The organism is Sporosarcina sp. Y352, from assembly GCF_056786535.1.
This window is the reverse complement of the sequence record NZ_JBXCJE010000008.1, coordinates 135,323-156,581: the sequence shown is the minus strand read 5'-3', so window position 1 is coordinate 156,581 and position 21,259 is coordinate 135,323. Positions and strand designations below refer to the sequence as shown.

The 21,259-nt window shown below is 41.1% G+C and carries 25 protein-coding genes and 1 tRNA gene; 23 read left to right on the top strand and 3 right to left on the bottom strand.

Translation table 11 applies throughout. The features are described 5' to 3' along the window. From AC1TO6_RS14655 to AC1TO6_RS14595, 13 genes are all read left to right on the top strand, one after another. On the top strand, window positions 1-755 hold a 755-nt coding region (locus tag AC1TO6_RS14655; protein WP_482102353.1), incomplete at its 5' end, for an IS110 family RNA-guided transposase. A 729-nt stretch (window positions 756-1,484) separates the two neighbouring features. Then, window positions 1,485-2,411, top strand: a complete 927-nt coding sequence (gene hprK, locus AC1TO6_RS14650) for an HPr(Ser) kinase/phosphatase (RefSeq protein WP_482102352.1) — start codon at window positions 1,485-1,487, stop codon at window positions 2,409-2,411. 30 nt (window positions 2,412-2,441) lie between these two features. Beyond that, the gene (gene lgt, locus AC1TO6_RS14645; protein ID WP_482102351.1) at window positions 2,442-3,248 is read left to right on the top strand and encodes a prolipoprotein diacylglyceryl transferase; all 807 of its coding nucleotides are present in this window, start codon (window positions 2,442-2,444) and stop codon (window positions 3,246-3,248) included. Between the two features lie 17 nt (window positions 3,249-3,265). After that, window positions 3,266-4,210: a nucleoside recognition domain-containing protein gene (locus AC1TO6_RS14640; RefSeq protein ID WP_482102350.1), complete on the top strand. Its 945-nt coding sequence runs from the start codon at window positions 3,266-3,268 to the stop codon at window positions 4,208-4,210. Then, window positions 4,203-4,856, top strand: coding sequence for a pyrophosphatase PpaX (gene ppaX, locus AC1TO6_RS14635; RefSeq protein WP_482102349.1), 654 nt, complete (start codon window positions 4,203-4,205; stop codon window positions 4,854-4,856). Before AC1TO6_RS14640 ends, ppaX begins: the two co-directional genes overlap by 8 nt. After that, window positions 4,853-5,386 (top strand): acyltransferase, encoded by a 534-nt coding sequence (locus AC1TO6_RS14630; protein ID WP_482102348.1) that lies wholly within the window; start codon window positions 4,853-4,855, stop codon window positions 5,384-5,386. Before ppaX ends, AC1TO6_RS14630 begins: the two co-directional genes overlap by 4 nt. Before the next feature lie 95 nt (window positions 5,387-5,481). Continuing rightward, window positions 5,482-7,002, top strand: a complete 1,521-nt coding sequence (locus AC1TO6_RS14625; protein ID WP_482102347.1) for a tetratricopeptide repeat protein — start codon at window positions 5,482-5,484, stop codon at window positions 7,000-7,002. Between the two features lie 109 nt (window positions 7,003-7,111). After that, window positions 7,112-8,062 (top strand): thioredoxin-disulfide reductase, encoded by a 951-nt coding sequence (gene trxB, locus AC1TO6_RS14620; RefSeq protein WP_482102346.1) that lies wholly within the window; start codon window positions 7,112-7,114, stop codon window positions 8,060-8,062. Between the two features lie 208 nt (window positions 8,063-8,270). Continuing rightward, entirely contained in the window at window positions 8,271-8,753 is a 483-nt protein-coding gene (locus AC1TO6_RS14615; RefSeq protein ID WP_482102345.1) for an NUDIX hydrolase, read from the top strand. After that, complete coding sequence (gene rapZ / locus AC1TO6_RS14610; protein ID WP_482102344.1) at window positions 8,750-9,640, top strand: RNase adapter RapZ; 891 nt, start codon at window positions 8,750-8,752, stop codon at window positions 9,638-9,640. Before AC1TO6_RS14615 ends, rapZ begins: the two co-directional genes overlap by 4 nt. Before the next feature lie 4 nt (window positions 9,641-9,644). Continuing rightward, complete coding sequence (locus tag AC1TO6_RS14605; protein WP_482102343.1) at window positions 9,645-10,628, top strand: gluconeogenesis factor YvcK family protein; 984 nt, start codon at window positions 9,645-9,647, stop codon at window positions 10,626-10,628. Window positions 10,629-10,653: 25 nt separating this feature from the next. Then, a complete protein-coding gene (gene whiA / locus AC1TO6_RS14600; protein ID WP_482102342.1) occupies window positions 10,654-11,601 on the top strand; it encodes a DNA-binding protein WhiA in 948 nt (315 codons plus the stop codon). Between the two features lie 36 nt (window positions 11,602-11,637). Further along, on the top strand, window positions 11,638-11,895 hold the full coding sequence (locus AC1TO6_RS14595) for an HPr family phosphocarrier protein (RefSeq protein ID WP_482102341.1): 258 nt from the start codon (window positions 11,638-11,640) through the stop codon (window positions 11,893-11,895). Window positions 11,896-12,060: 165 nt separating this feature from the next. On the opposite strand, the gene clpP is transcribed toward AC1TO6_RS14595, so the two are convergent. After that, window positions 12,061-12,669 carry an ATP-dependent Clp endopeptidase proteolytic subunit ClpP gene (clpP, locus tag AC1TO6_RS14590; protein WP_482102340.1) on the bottom strand — a complete coding sequence of 203 codons (609 nt, stop codon included), beginning with the start codon at window positions 12,667-12,669 and terminating at the stop codon, window positions 12,061-12,063. Between the two features lie 193 nt (window positions 12,670-12,862). Between clpP and AC1TO6_RS14585 the strand changes: the two genes are divergently transcribed. Both AC1TO6_RS14585 and AC1TO6_RS14580 read left to right on the top strand, forming a co-directional pair. After that, window positions 12,863-12,934, top strand: a tRNA-Arg gene (locus AC1TO6_RS14585). A 287-nt stretch (window positions 12,935-13,221) separates the two neighbouring features. Next, window positions 13,222-13,380, top strand: coding sequence for a hypothetical protein (locus tag AC1TO6_RS14580; protein WP_482102339.1), 159 nt, complete (start codon window positions 13,222-13,224; stop codon window positions 13,378-13,380). 683 nt (window positions 13,381-14,063) lie between these two features. On the opposite strand, the gene AC1TO6_RS14575 is transcribed toward AC1TO6_RS14580, so the two are convergent. Further along, complete coding sequence (locus AC1TO6_RS14575) at window positions 14,064-14,243, bottom strand: hypothetical protein (RefSeq protein ID WP_482102338.1); 180 nt, start codon at window positions 14,241-14,243, stop codon at window positions 14,064-14,066. Between the two features lie 468 nt (window positions 14,244-14,711). On the opposite strand from AC1TO6_RS14575, the gene AC1TO6_RS14570 reads away from it, so the two are divergent. The 3 genes from AC1TO6_RS14570 to AC1TO6_RS14560 are packed head-to-tail and all read left to right on the top strand — an operon-like array spanning window position 14,712 to window position 15,766. After that, window positions 14,712-14,918 (top strand): spore coat associated protein CotJA, encoded by a 207-nt coding sequence (locus AC1TO6_RS14570; RefSeq protein ID WP_482102363.1) that lies wholly within the window; start codon window positions 14,712-14,714, stop codon window positions 14,916-14,918. Further along, the gene (locus AC1TO6_RS14565; protein ID WP_482102337.1) at window positions 14,915-15,181 is read left to right on the top strand and encodes a spore coat protein CotJB; all 267 of its coding nucleotides are present in this window, start codon (window positions 14,915-14,917) and stop codon (window positions 15,179-15,181) included. The genes AC1TO6_RS14570 and AC1TO6_RS14565 overlap by 4 nt, the downstream gene beginning before the upstream one ends. A 15-nt stretch (window positions 15,182-15,196) precedes the next feature. Then, window positions 15,197-15,766 (top strand): manganese catalase family protein, encoded by a 570-nt coding sequence (locus AC1TO6_RS14560; protein ID WP_482102336.1) that lies wholly within the window; start codon window positions 15,197-15,199, stop codon window positions 15,764-15,766. Window positions 15,767-16,546: 780 nt separating this feature from the next. Here AC1TO6_RS14560 and AC1TO6_RS14555 read toward each other — a convergent pair. After that, a complete protein-coding gene (locus AC1TO6_RS14555; protein WP_482102335.1) occupies window positions 16,547-17,053 on the bottom strand; it encodes a DUF3231 family protein in 507 nt (168 codons plus the stop codon). Between the two features lie 187 nt (window positions 17,054-17,240). Here AC1TO6_RS14555 and AC1TO6_RS14550 point away from each other — a divergent pair, with 187 nt between their 5' ends. From AC1TO6_RS14550 to AC1TO6_RS14530, 5 genes are all read left to right on the top strand, one after another. Next, on the top strand, window positions 17,241-18,050 hold the full coding sequence (locus tag AC1TO6_RS14550) for a DUF2935 domain-containing protein (RefSeq protein ID WP_482102334.1): 810 nt from the start codon (window positions 17,241-17,243) through the stop codon (window positions 18,048-18,050). A 308-nt stretch (window positions 18,051-18,358) separates the two neighbouring features. Further along, the gene (locus AC1TO6_RS14545; RefSeq protein ID WP_482102333.1) at window positions 18,359-18,937 is read left to right on the top strand and encodes a LemA family protein; all 579 of its coding nucleotides are present in this window, start codon (window positions 18,359-18,361) and stop codon (window positions 18,935-18,937) included. After that, window positions 18,934-19,728 carry a TPM domain-containing protein gene (locus tag AC1TO6_RS14540; protein ID WP_482102332.1) on the top strand — a complete coding sequence of 265 codons (795 nt, stop codon included), beginning with the start codon at window positions 18,934-18,936 and terminating at the stop codon, window positions 19,726-19,728. Before AC1TO6_RS14545 ends, AC1TO6_RS14540 begins: the two co-directional genes overlap by 4 nt. A gap of 95 nt (window positions 19,729-19,823) precedes the next feature. Beyond that, a complete protein-coding gene (locus AC1TO6_RS14535; protein WP_482102331.1) occupies window positions 19,824-20,051 on the top strand; it encodes a glutaredoxin family protein in 228 nt (75 codons plus the stop codon). Window positions 20,052-20,185: 134 nt separating this feature from the next. Further along, window positions 20,186-21,220 (top strand): sugar-binding transcriptional regulator, encoded by a 1,035-nt coding sequence (locus AC1TO6_RS14530; protein WP_482102330.1) that lies wholly within the window; start codon window positions 20,186-20,188, stop codon window positions 21,218-21,220. The last annotated feature ends 39 nt before the right edge of the window (window positions 21,221-21,259 follow it).

The window sequence follows — 21,259 nt, the reverse complement described above, 5'->3', positions numbered from 1 at the left end:
CTAAACTGCAGTTTCATACTATTTTAGATCAAGTGTTTCCTGAATACCGCAAGGTTTTTGGTGATCTTTATTCGAAGGTTTCTTTATTGATGTTAAAGAAATACCCTACTTCAGAAGATGTACTAGCAGCTGGAGAAAGTAAGCTAGCGGAGTGTGTGATGGAGTTTTGTCCAAGACGATCTAGTCAATGGGCACTGGGTAAGGCCAAAAAATTAATGGATTCCGCATCGCGAAATCCATTTCAAAAAGTGGTGTATGACAGTCACTTAATCAACCTTCAAATGTATATTGAGTTGCTTTTTCAGTACCAGACACACCTTTCAGAGCTAGAAAGTCGTATTGTGACGATGGCGAATGAATTAGAAGAATATAAGGTTGTACAATCGATTCCTGGAATCGGAGAAAAAATCGCTGCAACGATTATCTCCGAAGTTGGTGAAATCGATCGGTTTAGTCATCCGAAAAAACTGGTTGCCTTTGCAGGAGTAGATCCCAGTGTTCACTCATCAGGAAAGTTTACTGCCACAACCAATCGTATTACTAAACGAGGTTCAAGTAGATTACGCCATGCTTTGTATCTTGCCGTATTGTGCGGTATAAGAAGTTCAAGAAACAAAAAGCTGAAAGAATTCTATGATAAAAAGAAATCAGAAGGAAAGCCTTCCAAGGTGGCGATAGTAGCCTGTATTACCAAACTGCTTCACTGGATTTATGCTTTATTAAATAGAAAAGAGACTTTCCAAGATATAACGTAATTACTGGTTACAAGTAATTAAGAGAAAACCTTCCAGAAGGTTTTTGGAGGGCTATTTGTCATGCACAAAATAGTATATCATAAGATTAATAGTAATTTTAAAGAAAAATATTGACATCCTATTAGCTGGTTTAGTAAAAAAAGGTAGAAAAAAATTAATCATTAACTATAACATAGCTTTTTAAAAATTTAGTGATAGGTATAAGCAGAGCGCCAAAGCGATATCTAATCCACACTCCGAAGTGCAAGCCTTTCGATAATGAACACTCTAGCGAAGGGGTAAAACTCGATGCGTAGCGCTAATCCAGCCTTAGGGCGAGAGGTATCCCGAAAGCGCCGAGCGGTCTACGTTACACACTCTGAATCAACTCCTCCCTCGAAAATGAAATCACCAGCGCAGGCGCGGCAAAGGGGTAGCCGAAGCCCTGAGACTGGATGCGAAGCGTAAATCCTGGCTTATAGCGAGAGGCATCCCAAGAGCGCCAAGCGATCTACAACTCACACTTTGAATCACAATTCACTCTCGATAATGTACACCCCAGGCGCAGGCTCATGGCGAAAGGCATCCCCAAAGCGCCAAGTGGTCTACACTTCACATCCCTTCTCACCTTCTATATAGGAAAAGTATCTGCTTGTGGACCGTTTTGACACATAATCATTTCATTTGAAAGTAGGCATGGTAAAATGAGGCTTAGGCGTTTGGGATATATGAAAAAAGGGAGGCGCATCAATGGCTTATGTAACAGTGAAAGATGTTCAAGAAAGGCTCTTTCTAGAACTGAGAGCAGGCGAACAGGGAATCGAGCGGGAAATACATACAAGTGATATTTCAAGACCAGGTCTTGAAATGGCTGGCTATTTCAATTACTATCTGGCAGATCGCGTTCAACTTCTTGGTAAAACGGAACTATCGTTTTTCGCGAATTTGACGAAGTCCGAACGAATAGATCGAATGAAAAGACTCTGTACAAAAAAAACTCCAGCCATCATAGTGGCACATGATATGGATGTGCCGACTGAATTAATGGTGGCAGCGAACAATAGGGGAATTCCTATTTTGAGTACAGACATTCCGACTACACGATTTTCTGGTATGCTGACGAACTATCTTAGTGGCAGACTCGCACCAATGACTGCAGTTCATGGAGTGTTGGTAGATGTATATGGAATTGGTATCCTCATTACCGGTAAAAGTGGTGTGGGTAAAAGTGAGACAGCTCTTGAACTCGTTAAAAGGGGACATCGTCTTGTGGCGGACGATCTCGTTGAAATTAGGCAAGTAGCCAAAAATGTTTTGATTGGAAATGCGCCAAAACTTCTAGAACATATGCTGGAAATCCGCGGAGTTGGAATTGTAGATATGATGACGTTGTTTGGGGCAAGTGCTGTTAAAAGTGATAAACGGATTTTAATTGTAATCGATCTTGAGATTTGGGATCCTGAGAAGGTATACGAACGTCTGGGTCTCGATGACGAGAAGATGAAAATTGTAGATTCGGAATTGACGAAACTTACTGTACCGGTACGTCCTGGACGTAACTTATCCGTTATTATTGAAGTTGCAGCGATGGATTACCGGATGAAAAAGCTTGGCATCAATGCGGCAGAGGAGTTTTCGAGAAAACTGGATGCTCAAATCGATGGAAATCTAAACTAATGCTTCGTGAGAGAAAGGAATGGTTGATGGATGTTTGAATTACTGGCAATAAACCCGATTGCATTCTCGCTTGGACCATTGGAAGTTAGATGGTATGGCATTCTAATTGCACTGGGCATTATTCTCGCATTTTTTGTTGTTCAAAAAGAAATGGTGAAACGTGGGATGCACCCAGATTTTTTAACTGATTTGTTAATTTGGGCAGTTCCAATTGCGATTATAAGCGCAAGAATCTATTATGTACTATTCTCGTGGGATTACTATAAAGACCATCCCGGCCAAATTATTCAAATCTGGGAGGGAGGCATTGCAATTCATGGCGCATTGATTGGTGCCTTCATCACGACCTATTTTTATACGAAAAAAAGAGGTATTTCATTTTGGAAAACGGTTGATATTGCAGCAGCCGGCCTTTTAATCGGTCAAATTATCGGGCGCTGGGGCAACTTTATGAATCAGGAAGCGCACGGAGGTCCTGTTTCGGAAAAATTCCTCGAAACGACGATTATTCCGGATTGGATCATGAATCAGATGACCATTGAAGGCGTTACATACCATCCGACATTTTTGTATGAATCCATGTGGAATATCGTTGGGCTAATCATCATTCTTTTATTGCGCAAAGTGAACTTGAAGCGTGGTGAAACGTTCCTCTTTTATCTAGTATGGTATTCAGCAGGACGTTTCTTCATAGAAGGAATGCGAACGGATAGCCTATATGTTATCGGTGAACTAAGGGCGGCACAGCTTGTATCTGTTGTTACTATCATCGTAGCACTCACTGTTTTCATCGTAAGAAGGTATATTCAAAAAGTAAATGTGAATTATAAAGATTAGAAAAAGGGGAATGGGGAATGGGGACACTTCAAAATGGACTAAAGGCGGGGCTACGTACAACATGGTCACTTGGAAAAATTATTTTTCCAATAACAGTGCTTGTTGTCATTTTACAGCATACCCCTTTGTTGCCATGGCTTATTAAGTTAATCGCACCGTTTATGGGGATATTTGGCTTGAGTGGTGAAGCTGCAATTCCATTAGTTCTTGGTAATGCACTCAATTTATATGCGGGGATCGCAGGTATTTTGTCGTTAGAATTGACAGTGAAGGAAGTATTCATCATTGCCGTGATGTTGTCTTTTTCACATAATATATTCATTGAAACAGGCGTGGCGGTAAAGGTTGGGGTAAAAGTATGGATCGTGCTCTTAGTGCGATTTGGACTTGCTTTTATGTCAGGTATTATCATAAACCTGATGTGGAAAGGCGGAGGAGAGACGGCACAGTACGGGATGGCTCCGAAAGTTTCGGAATTGCCGAGTGGGTGGCTTGAAATTCTTTTGCTAGGTGTGCAAAAAGCATCATTCGGCGTACTGCAGCTTGCTCTGATTGTTATTCCTCTCATGATTCTCGTACAGTTTTTGAAAGACCGTAATTACTTACAAAAGTTTTCAGAGAAACTGGCACCCTTCACAAAAGTGATCGGTGTTCAACCAAATGCTTCAATGACACTTGTTGCAGGTCTAGTCATCGGTCTAGCTTATGGTGCAGGCATAATGATTCAAGCGGTACAAGAGGACGGCGTGAGCAAAAAAGATGCGACACTGGCATTCATATTTCTTGTAGCTTGTCATGCGATTGTCGAAGACACCTTGATCTTTATTCCGTTAGGCATTCCTATTCTGCCATTATTGATAATTAGGGTTATAACAGCCTTCGTGTTGACAATTATTGTCGCATTTGTCTGGAGACGTGCTGAACAAAAGAAAGAGAAGGGAGTTCCGATTTCAGATGGCTAAACCAATTACAACACTTTTATTCGACTTTGACGGAACGTTACTTGATACAAATGAATTGATTATCCAAACATTCCAGTACGTCCTAGGTAATCATTATCCTGGGAAGTATGAGCGAATTGACATACTGCCGTTTCTTGGGCCGACTTTGAATGAAACATTTGACTCGGTTGACCCTGAAAAAACAGAATTACTGATAGAAGAATATAGAGCATGGAATAGATCAATGCATGATGAGCTGTCAAGCGAATTTGACGGTGTTTCAGAAACATTGAGGTTATTGAAAACGGCGGGCATGAAAATGGCGATTGTCTCCACTAAGAAAAAAGATATGGTTATCAGAGGTTTGGGGCTTCTTGACGTGGAAGGTGTATTTGACGAAGTCATCGCAATGGATGATGTCGTGAAAACTAAACCTGATCCAGAACCCATTCTGTTGGCTCTCAATCGCTTGGGTGCCACAGCGGATGAAGCGCTGATGATAGGGGATAACTATCATGATATAGTGGGTGGGCAAAATGCTGGAGTACGCACCGCTGGAGTTGCGTGGTCTGCAAAAGGCGAAGAATTTCTACAGTCATTTAACCCGGACTTTATGCTGCAACATATTTCAGACCTGTTGCACATGGTTAAAGGTATAGAGGCGTGAGACGTACTGAAAGGTACCCCGCAAAAGATGGCGCAAATTCGCTCTGGCATATATATAAGACAGTTCCATTTTTCAAAGTGGCAAAAAACTTTATTGTCATTCAAATTTCAAGGTATACACCGTTCATGCCCATGAAAAACTTTCTGTATCGCAATTTTTTAAAAATGGAAGTTGGACATAAGACGTCATTTGCACTCATGGTGATGCCAGATGTTATGTTCCCTGAACGGATAAAGGTCGGTGATAATTCAATTATCGGTTTTAATACGACGATTCTTGCCCATGAATACTTAATTGATGAGTACCGTATTGGTGACGTTGTCATCGGAAAGAATGTCTTAATCGGAGCGAATACACTGATCCTACCTGGAATCGAAATCGGCGACGGAGCGGTTATATCTGCGGCATCCCTTGTTAACCGTGATATTCCGGCAGGCGTGTTCGCAGGTGGAAATCCGGTGAAAATTATCTTCACTGAAGAGCAGATGAAAGTTCGACAACAAAACTCAATCGTAGAGGAAAATAGTTGAAAGTAGCTAATTTTCGCGTTAATTATGATATAATGGGGGACAATACGGGAAGGAACGTACTTTGCGTTCCTTCTTATTTTTGTGGGGGAATATGATTGGATAAACTTAGTAAGAAGCATGAAAAAAATGTCATTTCGTTCAATCCGGACGGTGAATTTTATTATAATAAAGCAGTTCAAGCAATGCAGCGCGATCGTTTTGATGATGCACAAAGATATTTAAAGAGAGCGACTGAACTCAGTCCTGAAGATCCAAAGATTCTTATGGAATACGGTGTGCTTGTTATGGAAGAGGGACGTTTTGAAGAAGCGCACGAGCTGCTTATGACAGCGAATACACTTGACCCGTCTGAAGAGGAAATTATCTTTTACTTGGCAGAAGTACATGCACATCTGGGTATGTTACGTGATGCAAAAATGTATGCTGAAAAGTATATTTCACTTAATCCGGATGGTACTTTTGCTGATGATTCAATGGAGATTATTGATTTTGCAGAACAAGAAGAATCATTTAATGATGATGAAATGCCGGATGGTGAAGTATATTTTCTCCAGGAAAAAGCTCGTCGATTGATGGAATCAGGGGATTTTACGGCAGCTGTAGAATTGCTTGAGCAAATTATAGTCGACTATCCCGAGTTTTGGGCGGCGTATAACAATTTAGCACTTGCCTACTTTTACATTGGGCAAAATGAGCGAGCCAGCGAATTACTCCATGTCGTTTTAGAGGGTAATAAAGGAAATATCCATGCACTCTGTAATCTTGCGGTCTTTTATTATTATGAAAAAAAGGAAGAGGACTTAGAGTCTTTACTTGCTTTACTCGTGAAGATAAAACCGTATCAAATTGAAAATCGCTATAAACTAGGTGCTACGTTTGCGCTGATTGGTCGACATAAAGAAGCATATAACTGGCTCAGAAGTTTACAGAAAAGAGGGTTTGAAGGAGATACGGGCTACTATTTCTGGCTTTCCCATTCTGCTTATTTTTCTGGACACGAAACAGTTGCAAGAGATGCATATGCAAAGTTAGTCGACTTAGATCCAACGAAGGTTGGATATGAGCCTTGGAAAGATGTCCAAGAGATCATAAAATCCGATTCACTTGAACAGGATAGGGGATTTCTTTTAAGTAAAATTACAAATCCCTATAGAAGTGAAAGGATGTTTGGGTTTTATCTTCTTGGAAAGTCAGGACATAAGCAGGAAATTATCTCACATCCGTCATATATCGAAATTGAAAAACTAAGTAATTTTGAACGGCTTTTCCTGGCAAGTGGGCTCGACTATGAGTTCATGCCGGAAAGTAAGTTCGATAAGTCATTTATGAGGGCGCTAGAAACGACGGACTTGCTCTATGCCAAATACTGTCCGTTGGATAAACAAGCGACACATCTTTTCCAAATGTGGTTTACTCTGTGTGAAACGGGGCTTAGCCAATCGTATTCTTTCCGAAATCCAAGAGCGCTTGCAGCAGCGGCAGATTATATGTTTCAATCATCCCGTTATCCGGGTGTGACCAAGACAGCAATTGCTAAGGGATTTGGTATCTCAGTGCCCACCTTGACGAAATACGTTGGTGAGTTGATAGAATATCTTCCGCAATTCGATGTTTAATGTTGTGATACAGCTTCCCATACACTGTCATTCATAAGCAGTAAAGTTGAATAGAAGGTCAAAATCCTATACGATTTATGTTGTAAATGTTGTGGAGGAGGAAGTTCACATGACAACTGAGAAGATTTATGATGTCATCATTATTGGTGCCGGCCCTGCGGGGATGACGGCTGCTGTTTATACATCACGGGGGAACCTTTCAACGCTAATGCTTGAACGTGGAATACCAGGTGGTCAAATGGCAAACACGGAAGAAATTGAGAATTATCCTGGATTCGAACATATACTCGGTCCCGATCTTTCTACAAAAATGTTTGAACATGCCAAAAAGTTTGGCGCGGAATATGCTTATGGTGATGTTACAGATGTTATTGACGGACACAGTTATAAGACGATTGTTGTTGGGGACAAAGAATATAAAGCACGTGCAATTATAATTACGACTGGCGCCGAATACAAAAAGATGGGTATTCCAGGCGAAACAGAACTCACTGGACGAGGCGTAAGCTATTGTGCGGTTTGTGACGGTGCTTTCTTCCGTAAGAAAGAGCTAGTTGTTGTAGGCGGCGGAGACTCTGCTGTGGAAGAAGGAGCCTATTTGACACGGTTTGCGGATAAAGTGACGATTGTTCACCGACGCGGCGAATTACGAGCACAAAAAATCCTTCAAGATCGTGCATTTGCAAATGATAAGATTGAATTTATCTGGAATTCTTCTGTCAAAGAAGTTAACAGTAATGGAGGAAAAGTCGGTTCCGTGACACTTGTTTCAACAATCGATAATTCTGAAAGAGAATTTGAAACGGATGGCATGTTTGTCTATATCGGAATGGATCCGTTAACAGCTCCTTTTGCTAAACTTGGAATTCTAGACGAAAATGGTTATATCGCTACGAACGAAATCATGGAGACATCTGTACCAGGCATTTATGCTGCAGGTGATGTCCGTGAGAAGTTATTGAGGCAGGTTGTAACGGCTACAGGAGACGGCAGTATCGCTGCACAGGCTGTACAGAAATATGTCGAGGAATTAATGGAAAAGTTAGGCGCAGAAGCATAACTTTTTAATGAAACCTTAACCTGACTGTAACAGTAATGCAACATCAAAGGGGTATAGTAAAAGTATCAATTGACCCCCCTTTTGATATAGCAAGCTTAAATTAGGCTGTCTGCCGGTTCAATCCGGTAGTTAGCCTTCTTTTTTTGTCGTTTTCCAATGGTACGTTGTATAATAGTATTATGCAGATTAAAAAAGTGGGGATAGTCAAATGCAGAGAATAGTAAACTTACTTGTCATTAAAGACAATCGTGTATTATTGTTGAAAAAACCGCGCCGTGGCTGGTACGTGGCCCCAGGAGGAAAGATGGATCCCGGTGAGTCGATTTACGAAACGGCAGTCAGGGAATTCACCGAGGAGACGGGTGCAAAGCCGGTTAACTCATATTTAAAAGGCGTTTATACGATGGTGATTACTGATGATACGGGGGAACACGTGAAAAATGAATGGATGCTTCATACATTCATTGCAACTGATTTCAGTGGTAAACTTTTTGAAACAACCACTGAAGGCGTGCTTGAGTGGCATTCTGTTGAAAGCCTTCAGACGCTTCCCATGGCGGAAGGAGACCGCACAAATTTGCTATATGCGGTTTCCAAGCAGGGTATACAATACGGGACGTTCTTTTACACCGAAGAATTTAAACTATTAAAAGAAGTAATCCAGAATTCTGTGGAAGGTGATGGGAAATGACCGAAATTGGGAAGCCAAACAGCGATGTTGAAATAGTTATCATAACGGGAATGTCAGGTGCCGGTAAAACAGTAGCCGTGCAGAGTTTCGAAGATCTGGGGTTCTATTGTATCGATAATTTACCGCCAGAGCTGCTTGTTATGTTTCTGGATTTGATGATGAAATCGGAGAATCGTATGAAACGGATAGCCGCTGTTATGGATACGCGGGGAGGCGATCTCTTTGATTCGCTCATCGGTGCACTAGATAATTTATTGAAGATGAAAGGCGTATCTTCCCGAATCTTATTCCTCGATGCCAACGACGAAACGCTAGTCCGACGTTATAAAGAGTCAAGACGCTCGCATCCGCTATCGGAAGGTGGATTACCCCTAACCGGTATTAAAAAGGAACGGCTACTATTGACTGAGATGAAAGGACGTGCTCGTTCAATATTCAATACGACAGGATTAAAGCCTAGAGAATTACGGGAAAAAATCATGTCTGAATTCTCCTCTAAGGAAGATTTAGGTTTTACATTGAATTTCCTGTCATTCGGCTTTAAGCACGGAATGCCGATTGATGCAGATGTCGTGTTTGATGTACGTTTCCTACCAAATCCCTTTTATATCGAGGACTTAAAACCGAAAACCGGTCTAGAGAAAGAAGTCTACGACTATGTACTGAAATGGAACGATACACAGATGTTAATTGAAAAATTGACAGATTTATTTAAGTTTCTGATCCCACAATATAAAAATGAAGGAAAATCACAAGTTGTCATTGCATTCGGTTGTACCGGGGGGCAGCACCGTTCTGTTACACTCGCCGAGTTTTTCGGAACACGGTTCAAAGAGGAGTATCGGACACTCATTACGCATAGGGATATTGAAAAAAGAAAGGATTGACGCTATGCCGAAATCGAAGCATATAAAAAAAGTGGTGGTCTTCGGTGGCGGAACCGGATTGTCAACGTTATTACGCGGATTGAAATATCATCCTGTCGATTTAACGGCGGTCGTCACTGTCGCTGATGATGGCGGGAGTTCGGGCAGGCTTTTGGATGAATACGATATCCCACCTCCAGGCGATATCCGGAAAGTAATGGCAGCGCTTTCAGATGTTGAACCACTTATTGAGGAAATGTTCGAGTATCGCTTCTCAATATCAGAAGATTTAAAAGGCCATTCCCTTGGGAATCTAATGTTGGCCGCAATGACGGATATCACTGGTGACTTCGCCCGTGCTGTTGAGCAAATGAGTCGGGTACTTAACATAAAAGGGAAAGTATTGCCTGCTGCAAATCAGCGAATCACATTGCATGCAGAACTTGAAGACGGTACAATCGTGACAGGCGAATCGAAAATACCTGTATACGAACGGAAAATTCGAAGGGTATATCTATCACCTCAAGAAGTTGAACCGTTACCTGAAACAATTGAGGCAATTAAAGCGGCTGATCTTATCATTATTGGTCCGGGCAGCTTATATACGAGTATCTTACCGACATTACTTGTTCAGGCGATACGTAAAGCAGTACTGGGGTGTAAAGCGAAAAAGGTATACATTAGTAACTTGGCAACGCAAGCAGGTGAGACCTATCGCTATACAGCCTCAGAGCATGTCCAGGCACTGTATGATCATGCAGGCGAAGCATTTATTGATACAGTATTATTAAATGGCACAGTACTTCCATCGTTGCAACAGGGCAAGAAATTGACTGGACCACCTTGGCCTGTCGAAAATGACATTGAATCGTTGCAACGACTTGTCCCGAATATTGTAGTAAAAGACATCGGCCTACTCTATGAGGGTAATATAATACATGACTCTGAAAAGGTTGCTAAATGGCTTATCGATTATATGGAAAATGGGATAAAAACGGAACAGACCTGATTGTCGCCGAGAAAGGGGAAGAATCATGTCTTTTGCATCAGAAACAAAGAAAGAAATGACACAGATAGAAGCAGATGATTGTTGTACAAAAGCAGAAGTCGCAGCATTCATCAGGATGAATGGGGCACTATCCTTTTCCAATAAGCAGTTGAGTCTAGATGTGCAAACTGAAAATGCCGCTATAGCCAGACGGCTTTATTCGAATTTGAAAAGGTTGTATCCATATAAAGTGGAACTGCTCGTCCGAAAAAAAATGCGTTTGAAAAAGAATAATGTTTATATTTGTCGAATTCGAAACGGTGCGAAAGATCTTCTTGAAGACCTTTACATCTTGACGGGTACGTTTCAATTCAAAAATGAGGTTGCAAAGGAATTGGTGAAAAAGAGATGCTGTCAACGCGCTTATTTACGAGGTGCTTTTCTAGCAGGTGGTTCCGTTAATAATCCGGAAACGTCTTCCTATCATCTTGAAATCTTTTCAATCTATAAAGAACACAGTGAAGACCTAGTCGATCTGATGAACAAATACCATTTGAATGCAAAATCCATTGAACGTAAAAAAGGATATATCGCGTATTTAAAGGAAGCCGAAAAAATATCGGATTTTCTAAGTATTGTCGGTGCGCATGTTTCCTTAATGAAGTTTGAAGATGTACGGATTATACGGGATATGCGGAACAGTGTGAATCGACTTGTGAATTGTGAAACAGCGAATATGAACAAAACGATAGGAGCTGCACAGCGCCAAGTTGAAAATATAAAGTTCATTGAAAGAACAATCGGCCTTGCGGAACTACCTGAAAGACTACAAGAAATCGCAAGACTTCGGGTGGACAATCAAGACATCACTTTAAAAGAGCTCGGAGAATTAGTTACGGGCGGAATGGTAAGCAAGTCAGGTGTAAACCATCGTTTAAGAAAAATAGAAGAAATTGCGGAAAACCTTCGCAGTGGTGGACTCGGCAGTCGGTGAATCCGATGTCGGACCAAGAGAGGAGTAGATACTGTCATGGCAGAAAGAACAGTTGAAGTGAAGATGAAAACGGGGTTACAAGCACGGCAAGCAGCCCTTTTTGTTCAAGAGGCAAATCGATTTATGGCGGATATATTTTTGAAAAAAGACGAACGCCAAGTGAATGCGAAAAGTATAATGGGGATTATGAGTCTTGCCATTGCACGAGGAACAAGTGTAACACTAATTGCAGAAGGAAATGACGAAGAACAAGCTTTAGAATCACTTGTCAATCTGGTTGGAAACGAAAATTAATATAACTCGCCGTTACTGCTGTCTGAAGACATGTAGAAGCGGTTTTTTTCTTTTCAGAAAAAAGCTTTGGTATCGGGAAGAAGATTCGTTTCTCACCGTGAAATCACCAGTTTAGTAAATAAAAAAGCCGATTCTCCAAAAATGGAAAATCGGCTTTCAAACTAATTATTTTGTTTTAGGTGCGTCTTTCATATCACTGCGTGTGATGATATGGTCAATTAAGCCATATTCTTTTGCACGTTCAGCTGTCATGAAGTTGTCGCGATCCGTATCCTTCGCGATAACTTCGACCGGTTGCCCAGTACGCTCTGAAAGAATCAAGTTCAGTTTTTCGCGAATGAATAAGATATGCTTAGCAGCAATTTCAATTTCTGTTGCTTGTCCTTGTGCTCCTCCAAGTGGTTGGTGGATCATAACTTCAGCATTAGGAAGCGCATAGCGTTTACCTTTAGTACCGGCAGCGAGTAGGAACGATCCCATTGATGCAGCCATTCCTATGCAGATTGTTTGAATGTCAGGTTTGATGAATTGCATCGTATCAAAGATTGCCATTCCAGCTGTAACGCTTCCTCCAGGACTGTTGATATAAATGGAAATGTCCTTATCTGGATCTTCAGCTTCTAGGAATAGAAGTTGAGCAACGATAGAGTTCGCAACGTTGTCATCGATTCCACTTCCGAGCATGATAATACGGTCTTTCAATAGACGGGAATAGATGTCGTAAGCACGTTCACCTCGGCTAGTCTGTTCAATTACTGTAGGTATTAGATTCATTCCATTTCCTCCTTCAAGGTGGATAGATTGTAGGTCTATTGAAACTAGATATCGTTTCAACTGTAACTTTATCATACATAGTATGGTCAACGAAGGTCAAATATAACGCTTTAAAATAAGCATTGCAATCGTGTTGCCGCACTAGTATACTTAGTCTTGTCTGTTACAACACAACATTATATAATAAGGCAACGCCCTCGTGGTGCAACGGATAGCACGTGAGCCTCCGAAGCTTAAGATGTGAGTTCGATTCTCGCCGAGGGCATTTAAAGTGACGTTGCAACAACGTTATTGGTCGCAAGCACTACGCGACCTCCGCTAACCTCCTTTCATTTACGTAGAAAATACGTATTTTGAATGGGGGTTTTTTCGTTGTCTGAAAACAGTGAACGCATCGCTATTAGCGGAAGTCAATAAAGCGATTGGGCGAGCAGTCGAAAACCCGGCCGCCCAAATCCCCTATAAATACAGTTTTTTCGCTATAGCGGGAATATTTGGAAGTGTGTATAATCAGAATAGTGCCAAAATAAAATTTCATTGGGGGTTATTTTATTGAAAATGTGGTACAAGCGTTGGGTAGTGGTATGGGGTGGCACGTTTGGCGTATTATTTGTCATATGGCTATTTACACCGGAAGTAGAGCCGGAAGTCGAAGTGGATGTGGTGGTAGAGTATTACGACACGCACGCAAAAAAGTTAGCGAAAGAATAAGGTACGACATCAAATGGATTCATATATAAGGAGCGGAAAGCCTAGTGCAATCAAGTACAGGCTTTTTTCGTTTAGCCATGCGGATATCGCACGACATAAAAAGAGCCGCGCCATCAAGCGTAGCCCTTTTCGGTTATCCTTATTATTCAATCGTCAGAATATCGTTTATTCCGTACAGCTTACCGTTGCGTTCGAGCGTCTTCATGGCGTTTACAATCCGTTCTAGTGTTTCGAGGTTTTAGGACTTGCTGCCACCTTTGTACAGTTGCTTGCTAATGGTGTTACTGACTTCGTTTAAGTATTTGTGAAAGTATACTCAATGGTTAAAATCAAATTGAATTTGAGTTAATCAATAAAAGCCCCACGATAAATGCACTTTTTTGAATGATTTAGTGGAGGTTTTTGTATGGGGAAAACCGTGAATATATGATTGAAACACAATTTTTAGATGTGCGTTGTCAAATGAAAATGGAATCAGTCGTAAAAATTCAACTAGAAAATGTAAAGTCTCTATAAGTGGAAACGTAATCAGTTGTGAAATTAATAGCCCAGACGGTTTGCGATCACTTGGAACACGAGGAAATAGCTCGTACGAGAAAAGTTTAGCGTTGAAAATTAAATTATGATAAAAGCAAATTCATCAGCTATTGCTGATTTTGTAAATACAGATGGTCATGGAGTTTTTAATCTTTTCGACTATTTCCATTCTGAGTGCTTTCAGCAATTGTGGAAGTTGCTTTCTTAAAATCATTATTAATAGTAGGTGAAGAGGACTTTACAGGATCTCCATAGGCTGTAAAAGTAGTTGTATCTTTCTTTTTCTTGTCAGCACTTGCATTCGTGTTCATGTTTTGATTAGTCATTATTGTAGAACCTCCTATTGTAATTTCGAATGTCGTCAAGCATTGAAGTGAAACCATTTAGTCATTAATTAACTTTAGAATCTCCAATAACGCGCTTACTATGCATCTCAAATAGAGTTCTTATCTTTTTGGAGCGAAGAACAAGCAGCGCATATTTGAAATGGAAAAAAGAAGGCGATTTTTGCCTAACTTTTTTGTTTTGATCTAAGTTTTAGATTCTCATAGTTACTTCAATTCCTTTTTAACAAAATTCGTTTACCTACATATACTAAGTGTCACTGGGCGTATTTCCTGAAGACAAAGGAGTGTTTATTTGGATTGGCTAATAATCACTTTGTTCGGAGTTATTTTCTGCTTACTTATTCTAATCATTACATTGGCTTTACCTTTAGCTAAACAAAGGCAATGGTAGCAAAATAACGTTCCCGTCATACAATATTTCGAGGAGTGATGAAATTGGAACGTCCGATGTTCCGGGGAAGTTATAAACCGTTCGTTTCCCCGCTAGATCCATGTCCACCTATACTGGTAAAGACTTTCGTGTTACCTCCGCAGATTTTTACGAATTTTCAGCAGCCTGGTCTTCCTCAGTATTCTCCTGCAGAAGCATTGCGTCGCGGAACGCTTTGGCCAGCATTTGATGATGGGTTCTCACGGGAAGAGGGGATTTCATGAACGCGTTTGAAGAAGAACGCCATATGATGTTGATGGTGCAGCAGGCAGACTTTGTTGTCGTGGAGCTAACGCTGTACACTGATACCCATCCTGATGACGCTGAAGCGCTAGATCAGTGGCGGGAAGCAATTAAAGAAGCTGCTAATGTACGGCGCCAATATGAAAATAAATACGGACCCTTATCTCTGACATCCATACCATCAAAACAGGCCATTGAAATCGGCTGGCGCTGGAATCAAGAACCATGGCCATGGCAACGATGAGAAGGGAGATTAGCTATGTGGGTCTATGAAAAAAAACTGTTATATCCGGTTGAGGTAGGTACGTGTAATCCAACGCTTGCGAAGTACGTGATGGAGCAATACGGAGGTGCAGACGGGGAACTTGCGGCTGCGCTCCGATATATGAATCAACGTTATACGGTTCCAGGTAAGGTGATAGGTCTTTTGAATGACATCGCAACGGAAGAATTCTCACATTTAGAAATGCTTGCGACAATGATGTATAAATTAACGAAAGATGCTACACCTGAACAACTTGTCGAAGCTGGACTAGGCGCGCATTTTGTTAACCACGGACATGCTCTCTTCTATGAAAATGCGGGCGGTGTACCGTTTACCGCGACCTATATCCAAGCAAAAGGCGATCCGATTGCCGATTTGTATGAAGATATTGCAGCGGAAGAAAAAGCTCGAGCAACCTATCAATGGCTGATTGACGTTTCAGATGATCCACTCATCAATGATTCATTGGCATTTTTAAGGGAGAGAGAAAACATTCACTCCTTACGATTCAGAGAAGCTGTTGAAATGTTAAAAGATGAACGCGATCGTAAAAAGGTTTTTTAATACGGAGAAATGCGTGTAAGTTTATCACTTGTTGATTAACTAAAATAACCAGTAAATAATTTGATCAGACATCGGGCACTACATGTATAGTTGCTTTTAGATCGCTTTGAATTGAACAACTTCTATACGCTTATCGAGAGGTCTAAGTAAGTAGGTATGCGACAAAGTCGCATACCTACTTACTTTTTCGGTAATAGTATGGTGGTTGTTCACCCGCCGCTCTCCAAAGACACTAGTACAAGTAGTGCCGAAGCTTTTCGGGACGAAAGAATAGATCGCTTCTTATTAGGAGAGAGGCGGTCAAAGATACAATTTTGACCGCTCAAGCCTTCTCTATAGTGTCCCTACTTTTATTCTAAGGAAGCGTCACTTTCTTATAGAGTATAGCAACAAACACAATGTACAACGTGCCAGAGTGCCCGAAATTGCATCTTCGGGCACTTACACTCTTTATAGAAAGTAATCTATTCTTTTCTTTCAAAGCAACTGCATTTTTCACTTGAATATTGTAGGAACGCGACAGGCATTTATTCACAACAGGATCACCGAAAAGAGTGTTGCTAGAAGTGACGGAGTCACTTCTAGCAACACTTGCCCTGTCGGTAAAACTGCAATGATTAATTCGCCGATAGCGGATCGAAAATAGTCCAGTGAAATTAGCGGGTTTTAAGCTCTTCTCACTAGCGTTTAAGCAAATATATGGTTAATCAACAGACGTATAAATGTATAACAAAAAGGCAATGGTCCAATGACCATCGCCTTTTTGAATTTGGGTTTCATTTATTCAGCTTTACTTTTATGAAGTGGTGGATAGACAAGCCAACCCTTCTCCTTATTGAGACGCAGCATCTTTGCACCGAAAAAGGCTCTTTCTGTATGGTATTTACCAAACATTACTGCGATGTCTTCTCGAAGGCATTGCCCCATAACTTCACTGCATGATACAAGTCCTTGTCCAACATTAATGGAAACGGCCGCACTGATTTCTAAATCCGAAAACTTTGCGCCCACTGGAATTTCCTCGGCACTTGCATTAGGACGTTCAGGTAACGAAGGGGGTGGCGTGACTCCATTGACTTTCAATAACTTTAACAGATCATCGTTTTCATTTTTCATCATTTTGATAGCCTCATGTAGAAGCTTAATGAGATCCTTATCACCTGCGTGATTAATAAATAATTCATAACCACTAATTAATCCATTATTTGCGCCGAGATAGGCCCACGTTCCAACTACTTCTCCATAATGCATCGGCTCATTTTTCGGGTTTCCATCCATTATTCCCACAAAAGCACTCCCTTTATTTTTATTTCCTACTTTTATTATGTGTTACTAAAGAAAAATTATTCAAAATGACAAGGTTCTTTTTGGTTGTCTCAAGAGCGATATGGTGAATTGGAATTAGTTTTGTGGTTTTCATAATAAAACCTACTGCCTCATACAAATGAAAGTAGAGATAAATGGAGGGGATTTTTTGCCGAGAACAATTGAAGAAGAAGCAGTGTTTGAACTTCACTTTTGGCTTCAAATATTGGGAGATCACGCTCGTTTCATTCACGATTCATTGGCACCAACTGAAATCGAGAAAATTAAGACAGCCAGTCACTTTATTACACAATTTGACGAACTGCTTAACAATTCAAGACAGTCTTTAGATGTACGATTACTACAAGCAGTCTTAATACAATCAAAGATAGCCAGTGAAGAGATTCGTACATTTAAGTTGTTTTTGATTCAAGAACATTTAATTGGGAATATAAAAATTTCATTATCTCCATCCTTTATCAACCATATGGTCAATGAAGTAGAGGAAGCCATTCGATTGTTTTCATGCCTTGAAAAAGGACAGATGCCACCAGCTGTTCACCCGCTCCATCACGATCTCTTATGGTTACTGGATGCTACGGGTCACGCAGGGGCGCTAGACTCAAATTTGGACACGGTTGAGGCGCAGCTCAAAAATAAAAGTCGTAATTTCAAAAAAGACTGGGATGCCTTTTATTTGAAAGCAATTGAAATGGCTGGTTTCTTACGCGCGAATGTGATGAAGTTCCCTGCATTAGAAAGGTTCCACAATGACGTTAACTTAGAAATGAAGATATTTAAAAACTTCCTTAAAGAATTAGAAGAGATGGAGCTTAAAAAGGAAACGCTCGGAACGCTCACGCCTTTAATGGCCGACCATATGGCGCGTGAAGAAACGTATTATTTAATGAAATTAGCTGAGTTAACCAGTGTTCCACCGCCGAAAGAAGATCCCACGAAACCGCGGCCAGAATCGTAATGTAAATCTAACTTTTTTGAAAAATGAGAGATGGTTTCAACCTCATTGAGTGGTCTTGCTAATCTCTCTTTTATGCAACGAGGAGATGCAGAAGTTTCCTTTACATAGTTGATAAAAACTGTACACAATTATAATATCCAAAAAAAGTATACGTATGCTTAGTAAAAGCGTACGTATACTTTTTTGCGGCTTTTCAATATTAGGTGAATCTTTTCGTAGGGAGATGGAGTATATAGGAGTGTAGGAAAAAGTTTCAATACGTTATGGAACAGGGTAAATAAGAGTAAATAACGAATAGGAGTGAAAAAATGAAGAAGATTTTAGGTCCGATTGTGGTAATTGGAATTATACTTGCAATACTCGCTATGATACTGGTTCCAAGTTACAACAAATTCGTCAATCTTGAAGAAGATGTGGACTCGGCATATGCACAAGTCGATAACCAATTACAACGGAGACTTGATTTGATTCCGAATTTGGTCAATACGGTTAAAGGATTCGCAAGCCATGAAAAAGAAATTATCAGTGATATAGCCGAATCTCGTGAAAAACTTGCAGGTGCACGAGGGCCGGAAGACCAGGCAGCAGCCGACACAGAATTATCCGGTGCCATCAGCCGTCTTCTAGTAGTCGTGGAAAACTATCCTGACTTGAAAGCCAATGAAAACTTCAGACAACTGATGGATGAACTAGCAGGAACTGAAAACAGACTTGGCGTGGCACGTAAAGATTACAATGATGTAGTATCCAATTACAATAGACAGGTAAAAAGATTCCCCGGAAAAATTGTCGCATCCATCTTTGGATATGATGAAAAAGAATACTTTAAAGCCGATGCAGCTGCAAATGAAGCACCTGAAGTCGATTTTGGAGATGACTCGGAATGATTCATAAAGCTGTCCGCTTACTGGCGACGGCATGTCTAATTGTATTCACATCGCTAAACTTTGCGGCATTATCGGCTGATGCCGCTGTTCCGGTCATTCAAGATTCAGCGAATGTGCTATCTGCTGATCAGGCAGCGGAGCTTGAGCAATTAGGCATCCAATTATATAATGCGACAACAGCGGAACTCGCAGTATTAATCCTCCCGAGCATTGGGGATGAACCTGTTGAAGAGTATGCAGTAGAGAAGCTAAGAGAATTTCAATTAGGCGATAGTGAAAAAAATAATGGGGCTTTGCTCGTTGTTACAACTGAAAAAAATTCAGACGGTAACCGCCATTTTTACCTATCAGTGGGATATGGATTGGAAGGCGCGCTTCCAGATGGGAAAGTCGGACGTATCATGGACGACGTGGCAGTTCCCTATTTGAATGAACAGCAACCCGACTTAGCAATCATGGAGGCTTATAAATCCTATTATAATGAAATAGCAGCTGAGTATGGATGGGACGGGGCAGTTGCACCAGTTTCAACTCTAAGTGCAGGTTCGGGTGATTCAGGTTTTGGTGTCCCGTTTCCCATATTGCTTTTCATAGTGATTTATATTATTTTCCGTATCATGAGGAATAAGGGAGGTCGCGGTGGAGGTGGCTCTGGCGGTCGTCGAGGTGGAGGACCAATCTTCTTCCCTGGTTCATTTGGGGGAGGCGGCGGAGGCGGTTCGGGCGGCGGTTTTGGAGGCTTCGGCGGCGGTGGTTCCGGCGGTGGCGGAGGAGCAGGTCGAAGTTGGTAAAAGGAATGAAGGGTTTCAAGCACAGACAACAATTTGTGCATGAAGCCCTTTTTCGCTTATACTGAATAGAATATAGAAGTAATGAGGTGTTTTGGATGCATGTGAAGTTTTATACCAAACCAGGGTGTCATCTTTGCGATGAGACGGAAATGATGATGAAGCTTGTCAGTGAAGATTATCAATTAACATGGACTACCATCGATATTGAACAAGACGATGAAAGCCATGAATTATATATGTTAATGATTCCGGTCATTGAAATAGATGAAGTACCAGTTCTACACGGTTCAATTGGATATGTAGATATCGTAAATCTATTCTAAAATAATGTGAAATATTTGATGTAGCGGAGTAAAAAAGCTATAATACAGACAGAAGTATTTTTTTGCCCATTGTGGGACGTTTTATGACTACGTGGGACAAATAATGACCAACGCTGTTGGAAGGGGTTTGATCATTGGATTTATTTACGGAAGCGCAAAGAAAGCTCGTCCCAGAAATGATGGAGCTAATGCAGGAAAGATACCGCATATTAAAATTTGTGAAGATGGCCGGTCCAATTGGCAGACGAGCTCTCGGACAAGTGGTTGGTTTATCAGAACGGGAAATACGAACAATGCTGGATATTCTTAGAGGACAAAATCTAATTGTAATTGCGAAAGACGGCGCGGCAATCACAACAGAAGGTGTAGATATTCTACAAGCACTTGAATTGTCTATGGAAGACTGGTCGGGATCTGCTTTGCTTGCGAAAAAGTTAGTAGAAGCATTGGGCATCCAATCAGTCAAAGTTGTTTCGGGTAATTCTGATATAGATACTTCATCGAAAAATTTACTCGGTATGGAAGCGGCGAAGCTATTTTCCACAAAGATTGGTAAGGGCAAAATAGTTGCTGTTACTGGAGGAAGTACGATTGCGTCAATCCCTCCTTATATAGAAAAGCTCGACAATGCCGCTAATTTGTTGTTTATAGCTGCTCGGGGCGGAGTGGGGGATGACATTGGCATGCAGGCAAATGTCATTGCGGCAACTTTCGCCTCAGCGTCTGGGGGTACATACAGTACGTTTTATTACCCCGAGTCGTTAAGTGAGGAAGCGCATGAAGTGTTCAGAAAAGAACCTTCTGTTTTGAAAATGCTTGAACTTTATGAAACAACAGACTGTGTAATGCATGGAATCGGTGACGCGCAAACAATGGCAACCATGCGAAAATCGCCAGAGGAAGAACAACAAATAATGCTGAACCTCGGCGCCAAAGGAGAAGCATTCGGTTATTATTTCGACCAGGATGGGAACGCTGTTCATAGACTAAGGACTGTTGGTATTCAGACTAAACATCTAACGAAGGTTCCACTTCTCATTTCGGTTGCAGGCGGCAGCAGTAAAGCAGAAGCTATCCTAGCTTATATGGCCAGTGCCCCGAAGCAGACAAATTTAGTTACCGATGAAGGCGCAGCAACTGAAATGCTGAAGATACTTGCTGATAAATAAACTGGAACATGACTAAGTTGGCTCTATTCAGGGAACAGG

Coding starts and splice junctions, on each gene's coding strand:
- hprK (WP_482102352.1), top strand. CDS start 1,485: ATGGCTTATGTAACAGTGAAAGATGTTCAAGAAAGGCTCTTTCTAGAA.
- lgt (WP_482102351.1), top strand. CDS start 2,442: ATGTTTGAATTACTGGCAATAAACCCGATTGCATTCTCGCTTGGACCA.
- AC1TO6_RS14640 (WP_482102350.1), top strand. CDS start 3,266: ATGGGGACACTTCAAAATGGACTAAAGGCGGGGCTACGTACAACATGG.
- ppaX (WP_482102349.1), top strand. CDS start 4,203: ATGGCTAAACCAATTACAACACTTTTATTCGACTTTGACGGAACGTTA.
- trxB (WP_482102346.1), top strand. CDS start 7,112: ATGACAACTGAGAAGATTTATGATGTCATCATTATTGGTGCCGGCCCT.
- AC1TO6_RS14615 (WP_482102345.1), top strand. CDS start 8,271: ATGCAGAGAATAGTAAACTTACTTGTCATTAAAGACAATCGTGTATTA.
- rapZ (WP_482102344.1), top strand. CDS start 8,750: ATGACCGAAATTGGGAAGCCAAACAGCGATGTTGAAATAGTTATCATA.
- AC1TO6_RS14605 (WP_482102343.1), top strand. CDS start 9,645: ATGCCGAAATCGAAGCATATAAAAAAAGTGGTGGTCTTCGGTGGCGGA.
- whiA (WP_482102342.1), top strand. CDS start 10,654: ATGTCTTTTGCATCAGAAACAAAGAAAGAAATGACACAGATAGAAGCA.
- AC1TO6_RS14595 (WP_482102341.1), top strand. CDS start 11,638: ATGGCAGAAAGAACAGTTGAAGTGAAGATGAAAACGGGGTTACAAGCA.
- clpP (WP_482102340.1), bottom strand. CDS start 12,669: ATGAATCTAATACCTACAGTAATTGAACAGACTAGCCGAGGTGAACGT.
- AC1TO6_RS14575 (WP_482102338.1), bottom strand. CDS start 14,243: ATGACTAATCAAAACATGAACACGAATGCAAGTGCTGACAAGAAAAAG.
- AC1TO6_RS14570 (WP_482102363.1), top strand. CDS start 14,712: ATGTTCCGGGGAAGTTATAAACCGTTCGTTTCCCCGCTAGATCCATGT.
- AC1TO6_RS14565 (WP_482102337.1), top strand. CDS start 14,915: ATGAACGCGTTTGAAGAAGAACGCCATATGATGTTGATGGTGCAGCAG.
- AC1TO6_RS14560 (WP_482102336.1), top strand. CDS start 15,197: ATGTGGGTCTATGAAAAAAAACTGTTATATCCGGTTGAGGTAGGTACG.
- AC1TO6_RS14545 (WP_482102333.1), top strand. CDS start 18,359: ATGAAGAAGATTTTAGGTCCGATTGTGGTAATTGGAATTATACTTGCA.
- AC1TO6_RS14540 (WP_482102332.1), top strand. CDS start 18,934: ATGATTCATAAAGCTGTCCGCTTACTGGCGACGGCATGTCTAATTGTA.
- AC1TO6_RS14535 (WP_482102331.1), top strand. CDS start 19,824: ATGCATGTGAAGTTTTATACCAAACCAGGGTGTCATCTTTGCGATGAG.